Origin of the sequence: Alloalcanivorax venustensis ISO4, assembly GCF_015356855.1 — a bacterium.
GTDB lineage: Bacteria > Pseudomonadota > Gammaproteobacteria > Pseudomonadales > Alcanivoracaceae > Alloalcanivorax > Alloalcanivorax venustensis.
In genome coordinates this window covers 1-18,447 of the sequence record NZ_ARXR01000049.1, presented here as the reverse complement: position 1 = coordinate 18,447, position 18,447 = coordinate 1, and the positions used below count along the sequence as shown (strand labels likewise).

The window sequence follows — 18,447 nt, the reverse complement described above, 5'->3', positions numbered from 1 at the left end:
CGCCGGGCAGCGTCGTGCGCGCCACCCAGGGCGTCAAACCCAGGGCGCGGAGATAACTCTGACGCTGCGCTTCATTCATGGTGGTGTCCTGTGCGGCCGGCCATACAGCTTAGCAAATGTCCGAGCGCCGTCCGAGGGTTGTGCGCCGGCGGCCAGCGACCAGCAGCATGGCCACGGCCAGCAGCGCGCCGCTGAGCGCGCCGTACAAATGGGCGTTTACGTACACGCGCCCGTTAATCCAGGCGCGCAGATAGTCCACGTCGTAGCCGGGCAGCTGCTCCCACACCAGGCGACCGGCCACCACCGCCAGCACCAGGCTGTGCAGCACCGGATTGCCGCGCCAGCCGATCACCAGACAGAGCACCAGCAGCCCCTGCAGCAGCCCCGACAGCCCCACGTACCAGCCCAGGTCCCGGTCCAGCACGAAGAACACCGCGCCCACCAGGGGCGCGCTCACCGCGAACCACAGCCAGAACCGCCGCCGGTCCAGCAGGTCGCGGAAGAAGAACAGAATCAGCGCCAGGCCGCCCAGATTGAGCAGCGCATGCCAGAGATTCAGGTGCACCAGATGCGCGGTGACCAGGCGCCACACTTCACCGCCGGCCACGGCGGCGCGGTCATAGCGCAGCCACGGGTTCACCCACTGGTGGGCCAGGCCCAATGCCAGAACGACGGCGATGAACACCAAGGCGTGAGGAAGGAGTTTGGGATCGCGAGTTTGCATCGTGGCAGGATAAGTGAACTCAGAGGCCAGGTCTTGCCTTGTGGGAGCGGGCCTGCCCGCGAAAGGGTGGCTTTTAGCCACCCGGCGGGATACCAGAGACGCTGTTTGTGCTGCTGTTAGGAAGGTCTCTGGGATCCTGCCGGGAGCTTCGCTCCCTTTCGCGGGCGAGGCCCGCTCGCACAAGAGCGCCCTTTAGCGGGCTGGGCCCGCTCGCACATAAAAAAGCCCCGGCGGGAGAACCCGCCGGGGCTTTTGGGAGGTCGTGGGACCGGCTGATTTACATCATGCCGCCCATGCCACCCATACCGCCCATGCCGCCCATATCCGGGGCGCCACCGCCGGCGTTTTCTTCCGGCTTGTCGGCGATCATGGCTTCGGTGGTGATCATCAGACCGGCCACGGACGCGGCGGCCTGCAGGGCGGACCGGGTCACTTTGGCCGGGTCCAGGATGCCCATCTCGATCATGTCACCGTACTCACCGGTGGCGGCGTTGTAACCGAAGTTGCCGCTGCCGTTGCGTACTTCCTGAACCACAACGGACGGCTCACCGCCGGCGTTGTAGACGATCTGACGCAGTGGAGATTCCAGTGCGCGGATGATCAGAGCGATACCGGCGTTCTGCTCTTCGTTGTCGCCTTTGAGCGCGCCGATGTTGGCCAGGGCACGCACCAGGGCGACACCGCCGCCGGGCACCACGCCTTCTTCAACGGCCGCACGGGTGGCGTGCAGGGCGTCGTCGACGCGGGCTTTCTTCTCTTTCATCTCCATTTCGGTGGCGGCGCCGATCTTGATCACGGCCACACCGCCGGCCAGCTTGGCCACGCGTTCCTGGAGCTTCTCTTTGTCGTAGTCGGAGGAGGAGTTCTCGATTTCCTTGCGGATCTGCTCCACACGGGCGTCGATGTCCGCCTGCTCGCCCTTGCCGCCGACCACGGTGGTGTTTTCCTTGTCGATGTTGACCTTCTTGGCGGAACCCAGGTCTTCCAGGGCCACGTTTTCCAGGCTCAGGCCGACTTCCTCGGAAATCACGGTGCCGCCGCTGAGGATCGCCAGATCCTGCAGCATGGCTTTACGGCGGTCGCCGAAGCCGGGCGCTTTCACGGCGGCGCACTTGATGATGCCGCGCATGTTGTTGACCACCAGGGTGGCCAGCGCTTCGCCTTCGATGTCCTCGGCGATGATCATCAGCGGCTTGCCTGCCTTGGCCACGTTCTCGAGAACCGGCAGCAGCTCGCGGATGTTGGAGATCTTCTTGTCAACCAGCAGGATGTAGGGGTCTTCCAGCTCCACCTGCATCTTTTCCTGGTTGTTGATGAAGTACGGGCTCAGGTAACCGCGGTCGAACTGCATGCCTTCCACGACTTCCAGCTCGTTGACCAGGGACTGGCCTTCTTCCACGGTGATCACGCCTTCCTGGCCGACCTTCTCCATGGCCTGGGCGATGATCTCACCCACGGACTTGTCGGAGTTGGCGGAGATGGTGCCCACCTGCTCGATGCTCTTGGTGGTGTCACACGGGGTGGACAGCTTCTTGATCTCTTCGACGATGGCGTCGGTGGCCTTGTCGATGCCGCGCTTGAGGTCCATCGGGTTCATGCCGGCGGCAACCGCCTTCAGGCCTTCGTTGACGATGGACTGGGCCAGTACGGTGGCGGTGGTGGTGCCGTCACCGGCTTCGTCGTTGGCCTTGGAAGCGACTTCCTTGACCATCTGCGCGCCCATGTTCTCGAACTTGTCTTCCAGCTCGATTTCCTTGGCGACGGTCACGCCGTCCTTGGTGATCAGCGGCGCGCCGAAGGATTTCTCCAGCACCACGTTGCGGCCTTTCGGGCCCAGGGTCACTTTGACCGCGTCGGCCAGGGTGTTAACACCCTTGACCATTTTTTGACGACCCTTGTCGCGGAACAATACTTCTTTAGCCATTATTCAATACCTCTGCAGTATTCTCGGCACCGGAACCCGGAGCCTGTATTCCCTGTTAATTCTCAACCTTCGATGACGGCAAGAATCTCGGCTTCGCTCATGATCAGAAGCTCTTCACCGTCCACTTTCACGGTGTTGCCGGAGTACTGACCGAAAATCACTTTGTCGCCGGCCTTCACGTCCAGGGCGCGAACGTCACCGTTCTCCTGGATCTTGCCGTTGCCGACGGCGATCACTTCGCCACGGGACGGCTTCTCGGCGGCGGAACCGGGCAGCACGATGCCACCGGCGGTTTTGGTCTCTTCCTCCTCGCGGCGCACCAGCACGCGATCATGCAAAGGACGAATTTTCATGGTCTCCATTCTCCAAGTTGGCTCTAAGGTCACCGGGGCCTGGCCCCGCAAACCGGAATTAGCACTCTCACGAGTCGAGTGCTAATCATAGTTACCGCTTCACGGCAGTCAATAGGTGGGTGACGAAATCTGTTTCGTCACCGTGCCCCGCGAGATGGGGGCGACGGGGCCCGTTTCAAGCTGCAAGCCTCAAGCTTCAAGCGGCAGGCTGGCCGTGCTGGCAGAGAGGCCGTGCCATGAGCCGCGATACAGGATTCAGGATGCAGGATACAGCGCGGCGGGAAGATCGGCGGGTCGGAAAGTCCTTCACTCCGCGCCCTTGCGTCTTGGCAACCGGCGTCGTGCTAATACGCAAGCCGGTCCGCCCACTCCAGAGCCTTCCCTTGTATCCTGAATCCTGCATCCTGTATCGGGTGGCGCCAGCCACCCTCGGCCCACCCGCCGACACGGCCTGCCTGCAGCTTGCAGCTTGTAGCCCGCGGCTATGTTTTTGGTCATTGGCCCGCCGGTTGGCCCTGGGCATACTCTGGCTTTTCGTTTGACGAGGAGCGACCCATGGATTTGAACAATAAGGTAGTGGTAGTCACCGGCGCCGGCCGGGGCCTGGGGCGGGGCATCGCCGAAGCCCTGGCGAGCCGCGGCGCGCGCATCGCCTGCGTGGACCTCAACGAGGACGACCTGCGCGACACCGTGGCCCGCTGTGAGCGCGCCGGCGGCGAAGCCAAGAGCTACCTGGCCAATGTCGCCCGGGAAGACGAGGTCACCGCCCTGTTCGACGGCGTGGTGGCGGACTTCGGCGCCCTGCACGGCCTGGTCAACAACGCCGGCATCACCCGTGACGGCCTGCTGGTGAAGTTCAAGGACGGCGAGCTGCAATCGTCCATGAGCCTGCAGCAGTGGCAGGCGGTGATCGATGTGAACCTGACCGGGGTGTTCCTGTGCGGCCGCGAGGCGGCCCGCTGCATGCTGGAGAGCGGCGTCGAGGAAGGCGTGATCGTCAACATCTCCTCGATCGCCCGCCAGGGCAGCTTCGGGCAGACCAACTACGCCGCCGCCAAGGCCGGCGTGGTGGCCATGGCCGAGGTCTGGACGCGGGAGCTGGCGCGCTTCAACATCCGCACCGGCGTGGTGGCGCCCGGCACCATCAACACCGATATGATCGCCGCCATGAAGCCCGAGGCCCGCGACCGGCTGGTGAGCTCGGTGCCGCTGAAGCGGCTCGGCGAGCCGGAGCACATCGCCCGCTCGGTGCAGTTCATCTTCGAGAACGACTACTTCACCGGCCGCGTGATCGAAACCGACGGCGGCCTCCGCTAGACGTGCCGGGGCCAAAGGACTGTGGGAGCGAGCCTGCTCGCGAAAGGCCGGCAAAGCCGGCCGGCGGGATACCAGAGACGCCGATGGTGTTCCGCTTTTTAGGTCTCTGGCATCCTGCCGGGCGCTTCGCGCCCTTTCGCGGGCGGGGCCCGCTCCCACAATCCATCGGCTTGTAGCTTGCGACTTGAAGCCTGAAGCTAGTCTCATGAACCAAGAATTCACGGATGCGGTGTATCAGATCGTCGGCGCCATCCCGGCCGGCCGCGTGGCCAGCTATGGGCAGGTCGCACGGCAGGCCGGCTACCCCCGCCACGCGCGCTTCGTCGGCCGTTTGATGAGCCGGCTGCCGGAAGGCTCCGCCCTGCCCTGGCACCGGGTCATCCGCGGCGACGGCGGTCTGCCCCTGGCCGGCACGCCGAGCGGCGAGATCCAGATCCAGCGGCTCAGCGACGAAGGCGTCACCGTGCTCGGCAACCGCGTCCCCAAATCCTGTTTCTGGCAGCCCTAGCGCGCGGCGGTCTCGTCACGCCGCCGCAACCACCAGATCGTCAGCAGGATGGCCGGCACGCCGAGCAGCGCGGCGTAGTTGAAGAACACCGTGTAGCCGGACGCTTCCACCACCTCGCCGGAGAAGCCGCCGATGAACTTGCCGGGCAGGGTCATCAGCGAGCTGAACAGGGCGTACTGCGTGGCGCTGAAGTTGCGGTTGGTGAGACTCGACATAAAGGCGATCAGCGCCACGTTGGCGAAGCCGCCGAACAGGTTGTCGGCGCTGATCACCGCCGCCAGCCAGGCCAGTGACACCCAGCGCACCTGCTCCGGGTCCACCGGCACCTCGGTGACCGGCGAATAGGTGGCCATCACCGCGAACAGCAGGTTGGTGAGCGCCACCCCCACGGCCCCCACCAGCAGGGAGCGGCCCAGGCCGTGGCGCAGCACCGCCAGCCCGCCCACGGCGGAGCCCAGCATGGTCATGAAGAAGCCGAAGAACTTGGCCACGGTGGCGATCTCGTTCTTGGTGTAGCCGATGTCCAGGTAGAAGGGGTTGGCCATCACGCCCATGGTGATGTCGCTGATCCTGTAAATCGCCACCAGCGCCAGCAGGCCCAGGGCGATCCGCCCGTAGCGGCCGAAGAAGTCCCGGAACGGGGCGATCAGAGCGGTTTCCAGCCACTGTTTCGGGTCGCGCCCAAAGCTTTCCCGGGGCGGCGTGTTCGGCTCCCGGATAATCAGGGTGGTGACGATGCCCACGCCCATCAGCCAGGCCATGGCGTGGTAGGCGCCGTTCCAGGAGTCGTAGCTGGCGATATAGAAAGCCCCGGCGCCGGCCACCAGCATGGCGGTGCGGTATCCGAAGATGTAGGTGGCGGCCATGGCGCCCTGGAAGGACTCGTCGGCGGAATCGATACGGTAGGCGTCGATGCAGATGTCCTGGGTGGCGGAGCAGAACGCCACCAGCAGCGCCAGCTGGGCGAAGCGCTCCAGGTGGCCCACCGGCTCCACCAGCGCCATCGCCGCCAGCGACAGCGCGATGCCCACCTGGGCCAGCAGCAGCCAGCCGCGCCGCTGGCCGAACAGGCGGTTCAGCAGCGGCAGCTTGAGCCGGTCCACCACCGGCGCCCAGAACACCTTGATGGAAAACATGATGCCCACCCAACTGAAATAGCCGATGGCGGCCCGGTCCACGTCCGCGTCCGCCAGCCAGGCGGACAGGGTGGAGAACACCAGCAGGTAGGGCAGCCCCGCGGAGAACCCCAGGAACAGCATCACCACCACGCGGGGGTGGCTGTAGAGCTGCCAGGCGGTGCGGAACGTATCGCTCAGGGGAGGCATGGCTTTCCCGTACTTATTCGGATCGGTCGGCGAAAGCGAACATAGTCCCGGTTTGCGCGGCACAGCACAACACGGGCCCGGGAACATTTAACAACCGCCGCCACCCCGGACGCCACGCCGCGATTGTGGCCGGCCGCCGGCGCGCCTAGCATAGCGCCATGACCACGCCAGCCTCCCCCGACCACGCCGAACCCTGGTACCTGCTGGGCGCCGGCAACATGGGCCTGCTCGCCGCCCACTACCTGCAGCGCGCCGGCTTCACCGTCATCGCCCTGCGCCGCGACGACGCGCCGACCCTGGAACGCACTCTGCTACTCCCGAGCGGCGGCCCGGTGCCACTGCAACTTTTGTGCGAGCGGGCCACGCCCGCTCCTACAAGGCCAACCCCCATCCGGCGGCTGGTGGTGGCCTGCAAGGCGCCGTTTTCGGCGGCGGCGTTAAGCGGGTTGCCGCTGGCGGCGGACGCCACCGTGCTGCGGCTGCAGAACGGCCTGGGCAGCCTGGATGGATTGCTGCCCGCCGGCGCGCGCAGGGTTGAAGTGGTCAGCGCCTCGGCGGTGAAGCGCGACGGTGACGCCCACCGTGTGGTCGCCGAGAATGACACCTGGATGGGAGAAAGCGCCGCGCCCGGCGGTCCGGCGGCCGCTGAGCCTCCGGCCTGGTTCGGCCCCCTGGCCCGGCACTGGCCGAAGCTGCACTGGCCCGACGATTTCCGCCACCGCCAGTGGCGCAAGCTGGTCGGCAACGCGGTGATCAACCCGCTCACCGGCCTGCACGACGTGGCCAACGGGCACATCTTCGAGGACCCGGCGCTGGCCGCCGAGGCCGAACAACTGGCCCGCGAAGCGGACCGGGTGCTCACCGCCCTGGACCCCACCTGGCCCGGCGACTCCCTGCCCGGCGTCCGCGCGCTGGCCGACGCCACCGCCGGCAACACCTCCTCCATGCGCGCCGACATGCAGGCCGGCGCCGTCACCGAAATCGACGCCATCAACGGCTGGCTGCAGCGCCAGGCCGACGTCCTCGGCCTCGACCTGCCGGCCCACCGCCGCCTCGTCGCGGCGGTCAAAGCCCGCCATCCCTGAAGGGAGGCATTTGTAGGGGAGCCCCGCCCGCGAAAGTTGTGCCGGGGCCGGCGTTGCTCTATGTTTGCCACCGCTTCAGGTGTACGGGAAGCCGGTGAAAGGCCGGCGCTGCCCCCGCAACGGTATGAGGTAGCCGTTACCACAACGCCACCAGGCACGTCCTGGGAAGGCGGTAACGGCGCCACCCCTCGAGCCCGGAGACCGGCCTGTCGCCACTGGCGCGCCCCCGCCGACCACGGCCGGGGCGCACCCCATGTACGGAGGGTGCATCGGGAGGACAATACTATGCATACCCACCCCCTTAAGGTGGCCGCCGCTGTAAAGCTGGCTCTGGCCACGGCTTGCCTGTACGCGCCTGTGACCCAGGCCGACAACACACTCGCCCCGGTGGAAGTCACCGGCTCGCGCACCGCCAGCGTGGCGCGGGAACTGCCCACCGGCACCCTGATCCTGGACCGCGACACCATCGAGGCAATGCCCGCCAACAATCTGGCGGACGTGCTGGACACCCTGGGCGGCGTCCAGGTGCGCCGCAATTTCGGCATCAACGGCGCCCGCGCCACCATTGATATGCAGGGCTTCGGCGCCAACGCCACCTCCAACACCCTGGTGCTGCTCAACGGCCGCCGCTACAGCAACGTGGACCTGTCCGGCCCGGACATCGCCTCGATCCCGCTGGCGGCGATCGAGCGCATCGAAGTGCTGCCCGGCGCCGGCGCGGCGCTATACGGCAACGGCGTGGTCGGCGGCGCGGTCAACATCGTCACCCGCGAGCGCTACCGGAACCAGGCCGGCGTGGAAGTCACCGGCGGCAGCTTCAGCACCACCGGCGGCGGTCTGTGGGCCACCGGCCACCATCAGGACGAAGGCGGCGGCGACAACCACACCAGCGCCGCCGCCTCGGTGCAGGCCCTGCACAGCGACGGCTACCGGGAGAACAACGACCTGCAGCAGCGCAACGCCTTCGCCGACCTGCGCACCCGCCGCGACGACCTGACCTTCTACCTGACCGCCACCGGCGAGCGCCAGAACCTGGACCTGCCCGGCGGCCGCACCGTCAACCTGGCCACCGGCGAGAACCTGTTCGAGGACGATCCGGACGGCGCCAACACCCCCTATGACTGGGCCGACCAGGACACCATCACGGTGATGCCGGGCATGAACGTGCGCATCGGTGATCACAGCCGCCTGCATCTGGATTTCTCCGGCCGCCGCAAGGAACAGAGCTATTACTTTTTTGATCCGGGCTTCCCGACCTACGGCGAAACCGACGTGGACAGCTACAGCGTCAACCCGCGCTTTACCAGCCAGTTCCAGGCCGCCGGCCTGACCCACAACACCACCGTGGGCTGGGATCTGTACGACTACCGCCTGGAGAACCGCAGCGCCGCCGGCAAAGGCGACATCGGCGACCCCACCAGCACCAAGGACCTGGACCAGCGGCAAACCGCCTGGTATTTCCACGACGTCATGACCCTGGACCGCTGGTCGTTCACCCTGGGCGCGCGCCGCCTGAACGTGGACACCGAGACCGAAACCACCGGCTTCAGCGCCGGCCAGGGCGAGGACAGCCAGGACGCGGAAATGTACGAAGGCGGCGTGCGCTATCACTTCGACGGCGGCCTGGACGTGTTCGCCGGTGCCCAGCGCAGCGTGCGCATCGTCAACGCCGACGAAATCACCCCGGACGACGAACTGCTGGAGCCGCAAACCGGCGAGCAGTACACCCTGGGCGCCAGCTGGCAAAAAGGTATCCAGACCTCGACGCTGACCGCCTGGCAGGGGCGCTTCGACAACGAAATCGTCTTCAATCCTTATGCCGGCGGCTTCGGGTCCAACGTCAACCTGGAAGACCGCACCCTGCGCCGTGGCGTGAGCCTGAACAGCCGCTGGCGGCTGGACCGGGACCTCACCCTGGTGCTCAACGGCACCCTGCAACGGGCCGAGTTCGACGAGGGCGAATGGGAAGGCAACGACGTGCCGCTGGTGTCGCGCCAGCTGTTCTACGCCCAGGCCAACTGGCAGGCGCTGCCCTGGCTGGAGCTGTCCCTGGCGCACCGCTACGTGGGCAAGCGCCGCTTCGACAACGACCAGCCCAACGACTTCCAGCAGATCGACAGCTACCGGATGACCGATCTGGAAGCCACCGCCCGCTACCAAAATGCTTACTTGCGCATCGGGGCCTATAACCTGGAGGATGAACTGGCGGCGGATTACGGCGTCAAAGCCACCAACAACCTCAGTTATAACGCCTACCCCCTGCCGGAACGGCACTACCGGGTAAGCCTGGGAATGGAATTCTGACCATGAGCGACGGCAAGGACGACAAAACCCGCATCAACCGGGTGATCACACGCAGCGGCGACGACGGCCGCACCGGCCTGGCCGACGGCAGCCGCATCGCCAAGGATCATCCGCGCATCCAGGCCCTGGGTGCGCTGGACGAGCTGAACAGCGGCCTGGGCGTGCTGCGCGCCCGGGCCCTGGACGACGATCTGGACGCGCTGCTTGAGCGGGTCCAGCATCTGCTGTTCGACCTGGGCGGCGAACTGGCGGTGCCCGGCACCGTCACCCTCACCGACGACGATCTGGTGGAGGTGGAATCCCAGGCCGACATGCTCAACGCGGAACTGGCGCCGCTCAAGGAATTCGTGCTGCCCGGCGGTCATCCCGACGCCGCCTGGTGCCATCACTGCCGCACCGTGGCCCGGCGCGCCGAACGGGACCTGATCGCGGTCGGCGACGACGACCAGGTCAACCCGGTCAGCCGCGCCGTGCTCAACCGCGTCGGCGATTTGCTGTTCGTGATGGCCCGCGCCATCAACCTGCGTACCGGCACCGATGAGCCGCAATGGGTGCGTCGCCAGGATCGTTAACGGCGATGTCGTACTCCTGCAGGCACCGCAGGTTGTTCTTCAGCCAGTGCTGAAAACGGCGGCGTAGTTCTTCGTCGCTGGGCACCGGCACCTGTATCCATTCGCAGCGTTGACGCACGCCCAGCCGGAACGCTTCGAACGCGCCGTGCCGGCGCATGGAAAACCATTTCTTTTGCCCGCGCTGCGCGGTCACCGACACATTGATGCCCTTGGGCTTTTGCCGACGCGTGACGGTGATGCCGATGATACCGAAGCTGTTGTCCCGCGCTTTCAATGTATTGAGCTCGTTGACGGCGACGCGCCTTAATCGGGGCGGCGTGCCCAGGGTGCCCTGGCGTTTCAAGGCGCGCATCTGCGCGTCCCGCCAGGCCACGGCGGCGTCCAGGGCAGCCCGCTTATTGTGGTAGCGGTTGTCGCGGAAGCACTTTCTGAACTGCCGTTTACGTCCCTTCTCGTCCACATAGGGCAGCGCGCACCACCAGAATCGGCAGGCTTCCTTTCTGTAAATATACCGGTATTGATTCCCCGTTTTTTTATTCTGAATATCATCCATCTTTTAAACGTCCTTATTATTGGGGCGATTTTTCTGTCCCCTTTTTTATTGGTTTTTATTGCGCGGGAAACCTAGCATTACCCAGACATTAACTTCCACATTAATTTGGCTGAAGAGACAGACCCGGTGGTCATATATAGGGGGCGCTTGCGATTTTGAAAGAATGTGCAAGGCGCTGGGTCGCGGGGCCGGCAGGGCTTAGACTGGCGGTTCCGTTATTCTGGCGAGGACCGCCGGCCGACCATGGGCATACGCAACAAGCTTTTCCTCACCTTTCTCGGCACCTTCGTGGTGCTGATCGTCGCCGCCAGCGGTTTCTATTTCTTTGCGTTCGAGCAGAGCCTGCGCAAGTACATCGACGAGCGCCAGCAGGCCCAGGTGGAGCGCCTGGCCGACCACCTCGGCGTGCTGTACGCGCAACGGGGCAGCTGGGACTTCCTGCTCAGCGACCCGCGGGTGCTGGGCCGGCTCTACTGGCTGGCCGGCGACCGCAACACCGACACCGAGCCGGGCAAGCGGGACCGCCGCGACGCGCCCCGCCATCTGACTCTGCTGACGGCGGACCGGCGCCCGTTGATCGGCCCGCCGCCGACGCAACAGTTCAGCCGCCTGGTGCCGATCCGCACCGACAACGATCTGGTGGGCTGGCTGGCCTACCCCGACCAGGAAGCGATCCGCGACAAGCTTGACCGGCGCTTCCAGGAGCGCCAGCTCAATTTCGCCGGCTGGATGGCTCTGGTGGGCCTGGCCCTGTCGCTGCTGGTGTCCTGGCTGCTGGCGCGCCACCTGGTGGCGCCGGTAACGGCACTCAGCGCCCACACCCGCAAGCTGCGCGAAGGCGACTATCAGACCCGGCTGGGCAGCCGGCGCCGCGACGAGCTGGGGGATCTGATCCGCCATGTGGACAGCCTGGGCGAGCGCCTGGACCAGGGCCAGAAAGCCCGCCAGCGCTGGTTTTCGGACATCGCCCACGAGCTGCGCACGCCGTTGTCGGTGCTGCAGGGCGAGCTGGAAGCGGTGGTCGACGGCGTGCGGCCGCTCAACCATGAGACTATCGCGGCGCTGGAATCCGAGGTGCGTCAGCTCACCCATCTGGTCAGCGACCTGCATGACCTGGCCCTGGCCGACGCCGGCAACCTGCGCTATCACTTCACCGCACTGGATCTGGACACGCTCTGCGAGGACGCCGTGGACGCGGTGCGCCCGGCGTTCGGCCGCCGGCGCATACGCCTGCGCACCGACCTGAGCCCGGCGCGGGTCAACGGCGACCCGGTGCGCCTGCGCCAGCTGCTGGACAACCTGCTGCAGAACAGCCTCAAGTACACCGACGAAGGCGGCGAGGTGCACCTTACCCTGGGCCGCGACGGCGACGACTGGCGCCTGACCCTGAACGACAGCGCCCCCGGCGTGCCCGACGACGCCCTGCCGAAACTGTTCGATCACCTCTACCGGGTGGAAAGCTCGCGCAACCGCCAGACCGGCGGCGCCGGCCTGGGGCTGGCCATCGCCCGGCGCATCGTCGAAGCGCACGGCGGCACGATGGAAGCCGACCATAGCCCGCTGGGCGGTCTCAGAATTACGGTACGGTTGCCATTGTAGGAGCGGGCCTCGCCCGCGAAAGGGAGCGAAGCTCCCGGCAGGATTCCAGAGAGGCTGTTTGTACCGCTGTTAGAGAGGGCTCTGGGATCCTGCCGGGTGGCTTATAAGCCACCCTTTCGCGGGCGGGGCCCGCTCCCACAAGTCTTGCTCCCACAAGGTGGGCTTCCACAGCGAATGAAAGGAACGGAACATGGCGAAAATTCTGATCGTCGAGGATGAGCCCCGGTTGGCGCAATTGCTGGCGGACTATCTGCGCCACAGCCATTTCGAGCCGGAGCAGACCGGCAGCGCCGCCGACGCCGAGCAGCGCGTGCGCGACGGCGACCTCGACGCCGTGCTGCTGGACCTGATGCTGCCCGACGGCGACGGCATGGAAGTGTGCAAGGCGATCCGCCGTTTCTCCCAGGTGCCGATTCTGATGATCACCGCCCGGGTGGAAGAGGTGGACCGCCTGCTGGGCCTGGAGATCGGCGCCGACGACTACATCTGCAAGCCGTTCAGCCCCAGGGAAGTGGTGGCGCGGGTCAAGGCGGTGCTGCGCCGCGCCGGTAACGCCGCCCAGCCCCCGGCCGAGGGTGGCCTGGCCCTGGACCGGCACCGTTTCGAGGCGGTCCACGACGGCGCCCGGGTGGCGCTCACCGCGATCGAATTCGAGCTGCTGGCGGCGTTGTCCCGCCAGGCCGGGCGCATCTGGACCCGCGACCAGCTGATGGACGTGATCTACTCCGACCACCGGGTGGTGTCCGACCGCACCATCGACAGCCATATCCGCAAGTTGCGGCGCAAACTCAGCGAAGGCCTGACCGGCGACCACGACTGGATCGGCAGCGTCTATGGCGTCGGTTATCGATTGCAAAATCCTGATGAAGAGACTTGAACCCGGTCAGCTGCAAGCTACAAGCTGCAAGCTGCAAGCCACAAGCAGGCCGTTCTGGCGGCGAAGCCGGTCTGATCGGCACGGCTTGCTTGTGGCTTGCAGCCTGAAGCTTGTAGCGATGTTTCCACATTCGCTGCATCGTGGCTGCACAATGTAAGGCCAATCTATAAGGGAATCCGGATACTCCGGAGCGTTACTCAAGGAGCAAGACGATGAAAAAACTGATGATTGTCACGCTGACCCTGTTCTCCGCCGCGGCCTTCGCCGGTTCACCAATGGAAAAAGGCGCCGACCGCCACGTTCAGAGAATGACCCAGGAACTGAACCTCAGCGAGGAGCAGCAGCAGGAAGTGCGCGAAATCTACCGCGAGAAAGGCGAAGAGATGCGCGAACTGCACAAGGAAACCCAGGAAGAGGTCCGTGACGTGCTGAACGACGAGCAGCGCGCTCAGTACGATCAGCACCAGAAAGACCGTATGGAAAAATGGGAAGAAAAGAAGGAAAAGTGGAAAGAGCGCCACGGTAATAACTGATAGCGCCCCCTCTTTTCTTCAAAAAAACCCGGCCTCAGGCCGGGTTTTTATGCCTCCGCATTTCCGTTACAACAGGGCGCGCCGCATGTCGCCGAGCAGGCCGCTGAGGTAGGTGGTGAAGCGCGCCGCGTCCGCGCCGTCGATCACCCGGTGGTCGTAGGAGAACGACAGCGGCAGCATCAGCCGGGGCTGGAAGGCGTTGCCGTCCCACACCGGTTTGGTGTCGGAACGGCTGACGCCGAGAATCGCCACCTCCGGCCAGTTGACGATGGGCGTAAAGGCGGTGCCGCCGATGCCGCCCAGCGACGAGATGCTGAAGGTGGCGCCCTTCATATCCGCCGGTGACAGTTTGCGGTCGCGGGCCTTGGCCGCCAGCTCGCCGATTTCCGTGGCGATCTGGCTGAGCCCTTTCTTGTCCGCGTCGCGCAGCACCGGTACCACCAGGCCGTTGGGCGTGTCCACGGCGATGCCGATGTGCACATAGTCCTTCAGAATCAGTGCCTCACCGGACGGCTCCAGCGAGCTGTTCACCCTCGGAAACTTGCGCAACGCCCGCGCGCAGGCCTGCACCAGAAACGCCAGCATGGTGAGCTTGACGCCCTCCTTCTCCAGCGCCTTGTTCTGGCTTTTGCGGAACGCTTCCAGCTCGGTGATATCCGCCTCGTCGAACTGGGTGACGTGGGGAATGGTGACCCAGCTGCGGTGCAGATTGCGGGCCGCCACCTTGCGCAGCTTGTTGAGCTCGTCCCGTTCCACCGGCCCGAATTCGCTGAAGTCGATCTCCGGCAGGTCGGGCGCGCCGCCACCGCCGGCGGCGGCCGGCTGTTCCATGCGCTGCTTGATGTGCGCGTGCACATCCTCCTTGAGAATGCGGTCCTTGGGGCCGCTGGGCGGCACGGCACCAAGGTCGACGCCGGTTTCCCGGGCCAGCTTGCGCACCGCCGGACCGGCGTGCACGTTCCTGGACGGCCGGCCGGCCGCGGCGGCGCCGGATTTGGCCGGGTGCTCGCCGATGCCTCCGGAATCCTGCGTGCTGGACGTTTCGCGGGCAGGCCCGCTCCCACCAGACTCGCTTTCACCGGACTTGCTCCCACCGGGCTTGCTGTCGCCGGACGTCTCTTCGGCGGGCTGGTCATCACCGGATTCGTCTTCGCCACCGCCGGCGGTTTCCAGCACCATCAGCTCGGTGCCGGAGGTGATCTTGTCGCCGGTTTTCACCAGCAGCTTTTTCACCGTGCCGGCGGCCGGGCTGGGGATTTCCAGGGACGCCTTGTCGGATTCCAGCACCAGGATGGTCTGTTCCGCTTCCACGGTGTCCCCTTCGCTCACCGACAGCTCAATGATTTCCGCTTCGTCGATGTCGCCCAGGTCCGGGGCGGGGATGGTTTGTTCGCGGGTGCCGCCGCTCTCTTTTTTCGCCGGCTTCTGGTCCGCTTTCGGTTCGGCCTTCTCTTCCTTTTCGCCCTGCTCGTTGTCTCCGGACTGATCCTTTTCCGCCGCCGGCTCGTTTTCCGGTTCGTCGCCGGAGGACTGGTCGTCTTCGGCACCGCCGTCGCCGGCTTCGGTGTCCAGCTCCAACAGGGGGTCGCCTTCCTTGACCCGGTCGCCGGCTTTCACCAGCAGTTCGAGAACGGTGCCGGCTTTCGGGCACGGCACTTCCACGGACGCTTTGTCGGACTCCAACACGACAATGGTGTCTTCGGCTTCGACGCTGTCGCCTTTTTTGACGGACACCTCGATGACGTCAACAGGATCACTGCTGCCCACATCGGGTACCCGGATGGTTTCCTTGCTCATGGCAGGCTCCTTATGAGATCACCGGGTAGGGTTTTTCCGGGTCGATGCCGTATTTCTGGATCGCTTCCTTAACGGTGGCGGCGTCCACTTCGCCTTCGTCCTTGAGGGCGCTGAGCGCCGCCAGGACCACGAAGTAACGGTCCACTTCAAAGAAGTGCCGCAGCTTGGCGCGGGAATCACTGCGCCCGTAGCCGTCGGTGCCCAGCACCCGGTAGGGCGCTTTGATCCAGGGGCGGATCTGGTCGGCGTAGGCCTTGATGTAATCCGTCGAGGCGATCACCGGACCCTGGCGCTTGTCCAGACACTGCTCCACCCAGGTGGGCGCGACTTTCATATCCGGCTTGAGCAGGCGGTCGCGGTCAGCGCGCAGGCCTTCGCGGCGCAGCTCGTTGAAGCTGGTGACGCTCCATACGTCGGCGGCCACGCCGAAGTCCTCGCGCAGCAGCTCCGCCGCCGCTTCCACTTCGCGCAGGATGGTGCCGGACCCGAGCAGCTGCACCCGCTTGGCTTTCTTGCCGCCCTTGCCCTTGCCTTCGCGCAGCAGGTACATGCCCTTGCGGATGCCTTCCTCGGCCCCCTTGGGCATGGCGCCGTGCAGGTAGTTTTCGTTCATCAGCGTCAGGTAGTAGAAGACGCTCTCTTCCTCCTCGTACATGCGGCGCAGGCCGTCCTGCAGAATCACCGCCAGCTCGTAGGCGTAGGTGGGGTCGTAGCTGACGCAGTTGGGCACCGTGCTGGTGAGCACGTGGCTGTGGCCGTCCTGGTGCTGCAGGCCCTCGCCGTTGAGGGTGGTGCGCCCGGCGGTGCCGCCCAGCAGGAAGCCGCGCGCCTGGCTGTCGCCGGCGGCCCACCAGAAGTCGCCGGTGCGCTGGAAGCCGAACATGGAGTAGTAGATAAAGAACGGAATCAGCGTGAAGTCGTGCACGCTGTAACTGGTGGCGGCGGCCATCCAGCCGGACATGGAGCCGGCTTCGTTGATGCCCTCCTCCATGATGCGGCCTTTCTTGTCTTCGCGGTAATACATCACCTGGCCGGCGTCCTCGGGCTCGTAGCGCTGGCCCTTGGACGAATAAATACCGAGCTGGCGGAACATGCCTTCCATGCCGAAGGTACGCGCCTCGTCGGGGACGATCGGCACCACCCTATCGCCGATGCTCTTGTCCTTCACCAGGGTGCTGAGCATGCGCACGAACGCCATGGTGGTGGAGATCTCCCGGTCGCCGCTGCCCTCCAGGAAGGATTCGAAGAACTCCAGCTTGGGAATGGTCAGCTTGTTGCTGGCGTGGCGGCGGCGCACCGGCATATAGCCGCCCAGCTTTTCGCGCTGCTCGCGCATGTAGCGCAGCTCCGCGGAGTCCTCGTCCGGCCGGTAATAGGGCACGGTTTCCAGTTCTTTGTCGGTGAACGGCATGTCGAAGCGGTCGCGGAATTCCTTCAGGCTTTCCAGATCCATCTTCTTCATCTGGTGGGTCTTGTTGACCGCTTCGCCGGCACCGGTGGCGTAGCCCTTGACGGTTTTCGCCAGGATCACCGTGGGCTGGCCGGTGTGGTTCACCGCCTCGTGGTAGGCGGCGTACACCTTGAACGGGTCATGGCCGCCGCGATTGAGACGATAAACGTCCTCGTCGCTCATATGCTCGACCATTTTCTTCAGCTCCGGGTATTTGCCGAAGAAATGCTCGCGGGTGTAGGCGCCGCCGTTTTTCTTGTAGGCCTGGTATTCGCCGTCCACCGCTTCGTCCATGCGGCGGCGCAGCAGGCCTTCGGAATCCTTCTCCAGCAGCGGGTCCCAGAGCCGGCCCCAAACCACCTTGATCACGTTCCAGCCGGCGCCGCGGAACAGGCTTTCCAGCTCCTGGATGATCTTGCCGTTGCCGCGCACCGGCCCGTCCAGGCGCTGCAGGTTGCAGTTGACCACGAAGATCAGATTATCCAGCTGCTCGCGGCCGGCCATGGACAGCGCGCCCAGGGATTCCGGCTCGTCCATCTCGCCGTCGCCGAGGAAGGCCCACACCTTACGCTTGCGGTCGGGAATCAACTCCCGGTTCTGCAGGTACTTCATGATGTGCGCCTGGTAGATCGCCTGCATGGCGCCCAGGCCCATGGACACGGTGGGGAACTGCCAGTAATCCGGCATCAGCCAGGGGTGCGGATAGGACGACAGCCCCTCGCCGTCCACTTCCCGGCGGAAGTTGTCCATTTGCTGTTCGGTGATGCGCCCCTCCAGGTAGGAACGGGCGTAGATGCCCGGCGCCGAGTGACCCTGGAAATACACCAGGTCGCCGGGGTTGTCCTCGTGGGGGGCTTTGAAGAAGTGGTTGAAGCCGACGTCGTAGAGCGTGGCGGACGACGCGAAGGTGGCGATGTGGCCGCCCAGTTCGTCGTCGTTGTCCTTGTTGGCCCGGATCACCATCGCCAGCGCGTTCCAGCGCACCAGGGAACGGATGCGTCGTTCCATGTAGATGTCGCCGGGGATCGGGGCTTCGTCCTTGGGGCGGATGGTGTTGAGGTAAGGGGTGTCGAGGTGGGTGCGGATAACGCCCTGTTCCTGAGCTTCATTGGTGAGGGTTTCCAGCAGCCAGCCGGCGCGTTCGGGCCCCTCCTGTTCCAGCACCGATTCCAGTGCCTCGAGCCATTCCCGGGTTTCTTCCGGGTCCACGTCTTCAAAGAAGTTTCTATTGTGCATGGGCGCGCGTCCTTTTTCGCAGTGCCTGGCCGGCGCGGGATCGCCGCGACGGCGGGGTAAACGACGGAAACGGCGCGGGGTATATAGGCCGTCTCGTCACCCGATCATAGCAGCAAGAACGGACAGCTTCATGTCCGTGAAGGTCGCTTGTGGGAGCGGGCCTCGCCCGCGAAAGGCAAGCTCTGCTTGCCGGCAGGATCCCAGAAAGGTGGTTTGTGCCGCCTTTAGAGAGGGCTCTGGAATCCTGCCGGGCGGCCCAGGAGGCCGCCCTTTCGCGGGCAGGGCCCGCT

At 65.4% G+C, this 18,447-nt stretch carries 15 protein-coding genes and 1 riboswitch; of the genes, 8 read left to right on the top strand and 7 right to left on the bottom strand.

The window, feature by feature from the left end:
* Positions 1-109 precede the first annotated feature (109 nt).
* From rrtA to groES, 3 genes are all read right to left on the bottom strand, one after another.
* Positions 110-724 carry a rhombosortase gene (gene rrtA / locus ISO4_RS15845; RefSeq protein ID WP_194856853.1) on the bottom strand — a complete coding sequence of 205 codons (615 nt, stop codon included), beginning with the start codon at positions 722-724 and terminating at the stop codon, positions 110-112.
* Positions 725-1,001: 277 nt separating this feature from the next.
* Complete coding sequence (groL, locus tag ISO4_RS15840) at positions 1,002-2,648, bottom strand: chaperonin GroEL (protein WP_142948083.1); 1,647 nt, start codon at positions 2,646-2,648, stop codon at positions 1,002-1,004.
* 62 nt (positions 2,649-2,710) lie between these two features.
* Positions 2,711-3,001, bottom strand: coding sequence for a co-chaperone GroES (gene groES, locus ISO4_RS15835; RefSeq protein WP_067607474.1), 291 nt, complete (start codon positions 2,999-3,001; stop codon positions 2,711-2,713).
* A 555-nt stretch (positions 3,002-3,556) separates the two neighbouring features.
* On the opposite strand from groES, the gene ISO4_RS15830 reads away from it, so the two are divergent.
* Together ISO4_RS15830 and ISO4_RS15825 are read left to right on the top strand one after the other, a co-directional pair.
* Entirely contained in the window at positions 3,557-4,318 is a 762-nt protein-coding gene (locus tag ISO4_RS15830; protein ID WP_194856852.1) for an SDR family oxidoreductase, read from the top strand.
* A 205-nt stretch (positions 4,319-4,523) separates the two neighbouring features.
* Positions 4,524-4,826: an MGMT family protein gene (locus ISO4_RS15825; protein ID WP_194856851.1), complete on the top strand. Its 303-nt coding sequence runs from the start codon at positions 4,524-4,526 to the stop codon at positions 4,824-4,826.
* On the opposite strand, the gene ISO4_RS15820 is transcribed toward ISO4_RS15825, so the two are convergent.
* Positions 4,823-6,151: an AmpG family muropeptide MFS transporter gene (locus ISO4_RS15820; RefSeq protein WP_228548197.1), complete on the bottom strand. Its 1,329-nt coding sequence runs from the start codon at positions 6,149-6,151 to the stop codon at positions 4,823-4,825. The two genes, ISO4_RS15825 and ISO4_RS15820, sit on opposite strands and share 4 nt — an antisense overlap.
* Positions 6,152-6,309: 158 nt before the next feature.
* Here ISO4_RS15820 and ISO4_RS15815 point away from each other — a divergent pair, with 158 nt between their 5' ends.
* The 3 genes from ISO4_RS15815 (at position 6,310) to ISO4_RS15805 (ending at position 10,112) form a co-directional block, all read left to right on the top strand.
* Entirely contained in the window at positions 6,310-7,236 is a 927-nt protein-coding gene (locus ISO4_RS15815; protein ID WP_194856850.1) for a ketopantoate reductase family protein, read from the top strand.
* Positions 7,237-7,296: 60 nt separating this feature from the next.
* A riboswitch (cobalamin riboswitch) is annotated at positions 7,297-7,460 on the top strand.
* Between the two features lie 61 nt (positions 7,461-7,521).
* Positions 7,522-9,540 carry a TonB-dependent receptor gene (locus ISO4_RS15810; RefSeq protein ID WP_194856849.1) on the top strand — a complete coding sequence of 673 codons (2,019 nt, stop codon included), beginning with the start codon at positions 7,522-7,524 and terminating at the stop codon, positions 9,538-9,540.
* Positions 9,541-9,542: 2 nt separating this feature from the next.
* On the top strand, positions 9,543-10,112 hold the full coding sequence (locus tag ISO4_RS15805; RefSeq protein WP_194856848.1) for a cob(I)yrinic acid a,c-diamide adenosyltransferase: 570 nt from the start codon (positions 9,543-9,545) through the stop codon (positions 10,110-10,112).
* Here the strand turns inward: ISO4_RS15805 and ISO4_RS15800 are convergent.
* The gene (locus tag ISO4_RS15800) at positions 10,057-10,665 is read right to left on the bottom strand and encodes a hypothetical protein (RefSeq protein ID WP_194856847.1); all 609 of its coding nucleotides are present in this window, start codon (positions 10,663-10,665) and stop codon (positions 10,057-10,059) included. The two genes, ISO4_RS15805 and ISO4_RS15800, sit on opposite strands and share 56 nt — an antisense overlap.
* Positions 10,666-10,908: 243 nt before the next feature.
* On the opposite strand from ISO4_RS15800, the gene ISO4_RS15795 reads away from it, so the two are divergent.
* From ISO4_RS15795 to ISO4_RS15785, 3 genes are all read left to right on the top strand, one after another.
* Positions 10,909-12,264, top strand: coding sequence for an ATP-binding protein (locus ISO4_RS15795; protein ID WP_194856846.1), 1,356 nt, complete (start codon positions 10,909-10,911; stop codon positions 12,262-12,264).
* A gap of 190 nt (positions 12,265-12,454) precedes the next feature.
* Entirely contained in the window at positions 12,455-13,141 is a 687-nt protein-coding gene (locus tag ISO4_RS15790) for a response regulator (RefSeq protein WP_194856845.1), read from the top strand.
* A 212-nt stretch (positions 13,142-13,353) separates the two neighbouring features.
* The gene (locus tag ISO4_RS15785; protein ID WP_194856844.1) at positions 13,354-13,674 is read left to right on the top strand and encodes a Spy/CpxP family protein refolding chaperone; all 321 of its coding nucleotides are present in this window, start codon (positions 13,354-13,356) and stop codon (positions 13,672-13,674) included.
* A gap of 66 nt (positions 13,675-13,740) precedes the next feature.
* Here ISO4_RS15785 and aceF read toward each other — a convergent pair whose 3' ends face one another.
* Together aceF and aceE are read right to left on the bottom strand one after the other, a co-directional pair.
* Positions 13,741-15,471 carry a dihydrolipoyllysine-residue acetyltransferase gene (aceF, locus tag ISO4_RS15780; RefSeq protein ID WP_194856843.1) on the bottom strand — a complete coding sequence of 577 codons (1,731 nt, stop codon included), beginning with the start codon at positions 15,469-15,471 and terminating at the stop codon, positions 13,741-13,743.
* Between the two features lie 10 nt (positions 15,472-15,481).
* Positions 15,482-18,157 carry a pyruvate dehydrogenase (acetyl-transferring), homodimeric type gene (aceE, locus tag ISO4_RS15775; RefSeq protein WP_194856842.1) on the bottom strand — a complete coding sequence of 892 codons (2,676 nt, stop codon included), beginning with the start codon at positions 18,155-18,157 and terminating at the stop codon, positions 15,482-15,484.
* Between the last annotated feature and the right edge of the window lie 290 nt (positions 18,158-18,447).

Coding starts and splice junctions, on each gene's coding strand:
- groES (WP_067607474.1), bottom strand. CDS start 3,001: ATGAAAATTCGTCCTTTGCATGATCGCGTGCTGGTGCGCCGCGAGGAG.
- ISO4_RS15795 (WP_194856846.1), top strand. CDS start 10,909: ATGGGCATACGCAACAAGCTTTTCCTCACCTTTCTCGGCACCTTCGTG.
- ISO4_RS15830 (WP_194856852.1), top strand. CDS start 3,557: ATGGATTTGAACAATAAGGTAGTGGTAGTCACCGGCGCCGGCCGGGGC.
- rrtA (WP_194856853.1), bottom strand. CDS start 724: ATGCAAACTCGCGATCCCAAACTCCTTCCTCACGCCTTGGTGTTCATC.
- aceF (WP_194856843.1), bottom strand. CDS start 15,471: ATGAGCAAGGAAACCATCCGGGTACCCGATGTGGGCAGCAGTGATCCT.
- ISO4_RS15805 (WP_194856848.1), top strand. CDS start 9,543: ATGAGCGACGGCAAGGACGACAAAACCCGCATCAACCGGGTGATCACA.
- aceE (WP_194856842.1), bottom strand. CDS start 18,157: ATGCACAATAGAAACTTCTTTGAAGACGTGGACCCGGAAGAAACCCGG.
- ISO4_RS15790 (WP_194856845.1), top strand. CDS start 12,455: ATGGCGAAAATTCTGATCGTCGAGGATGAGCCCCGGTTGGCGCAATTG.
- ISO4_RS15785 (WP_194856844.1), top strand. CDS start 13,354: ATGAAAAAACTGATGATTGTCACGCTGACCCTGTTCTCCGCCGCGGCC.
- groL (WP_142948083.1), bottom strand. CDS start 2,648: ATGGCTAAAGAAGTATTGTTCCGCGACAAGGGTCGTCAAAAAATGGTC.
- ISO4_RS15815 (WP_194856850.1), top strand. CDS start 6,310: ATGACCACGCCAGCCTCCCCCGACCACGCCGAACCCTGGTACCTGCTG.
- ISO4_RS15810 (WP_194856849.1), top strand. CDS start 7,522: ATGCATACCCACCCCCTTAAGGTGGCCGCCGCTGTAAAGCTGGCTCTG.
- ISO4_RS15825 (WP_194856851.1), top strand. CDS start 4,524: ATGAACCAAGAATTCACGGATGCGGTGTATCAGATCGTCGGCGCCATC.
- ISO4_RS15820 (WP_228548197.1), bottom strand. CDS start 6,151: ATGCCTCCCCTGAGCGATACGTTCCGCACCGCCTGGCAGCTCTACAGC.
- ISO4_RS15800 (WP_194856847.1), bottom strand. CDS start 10,665: ATGGATGATATTCAGAATAAAAAAACGGGGAATCAATACCGGTATATT.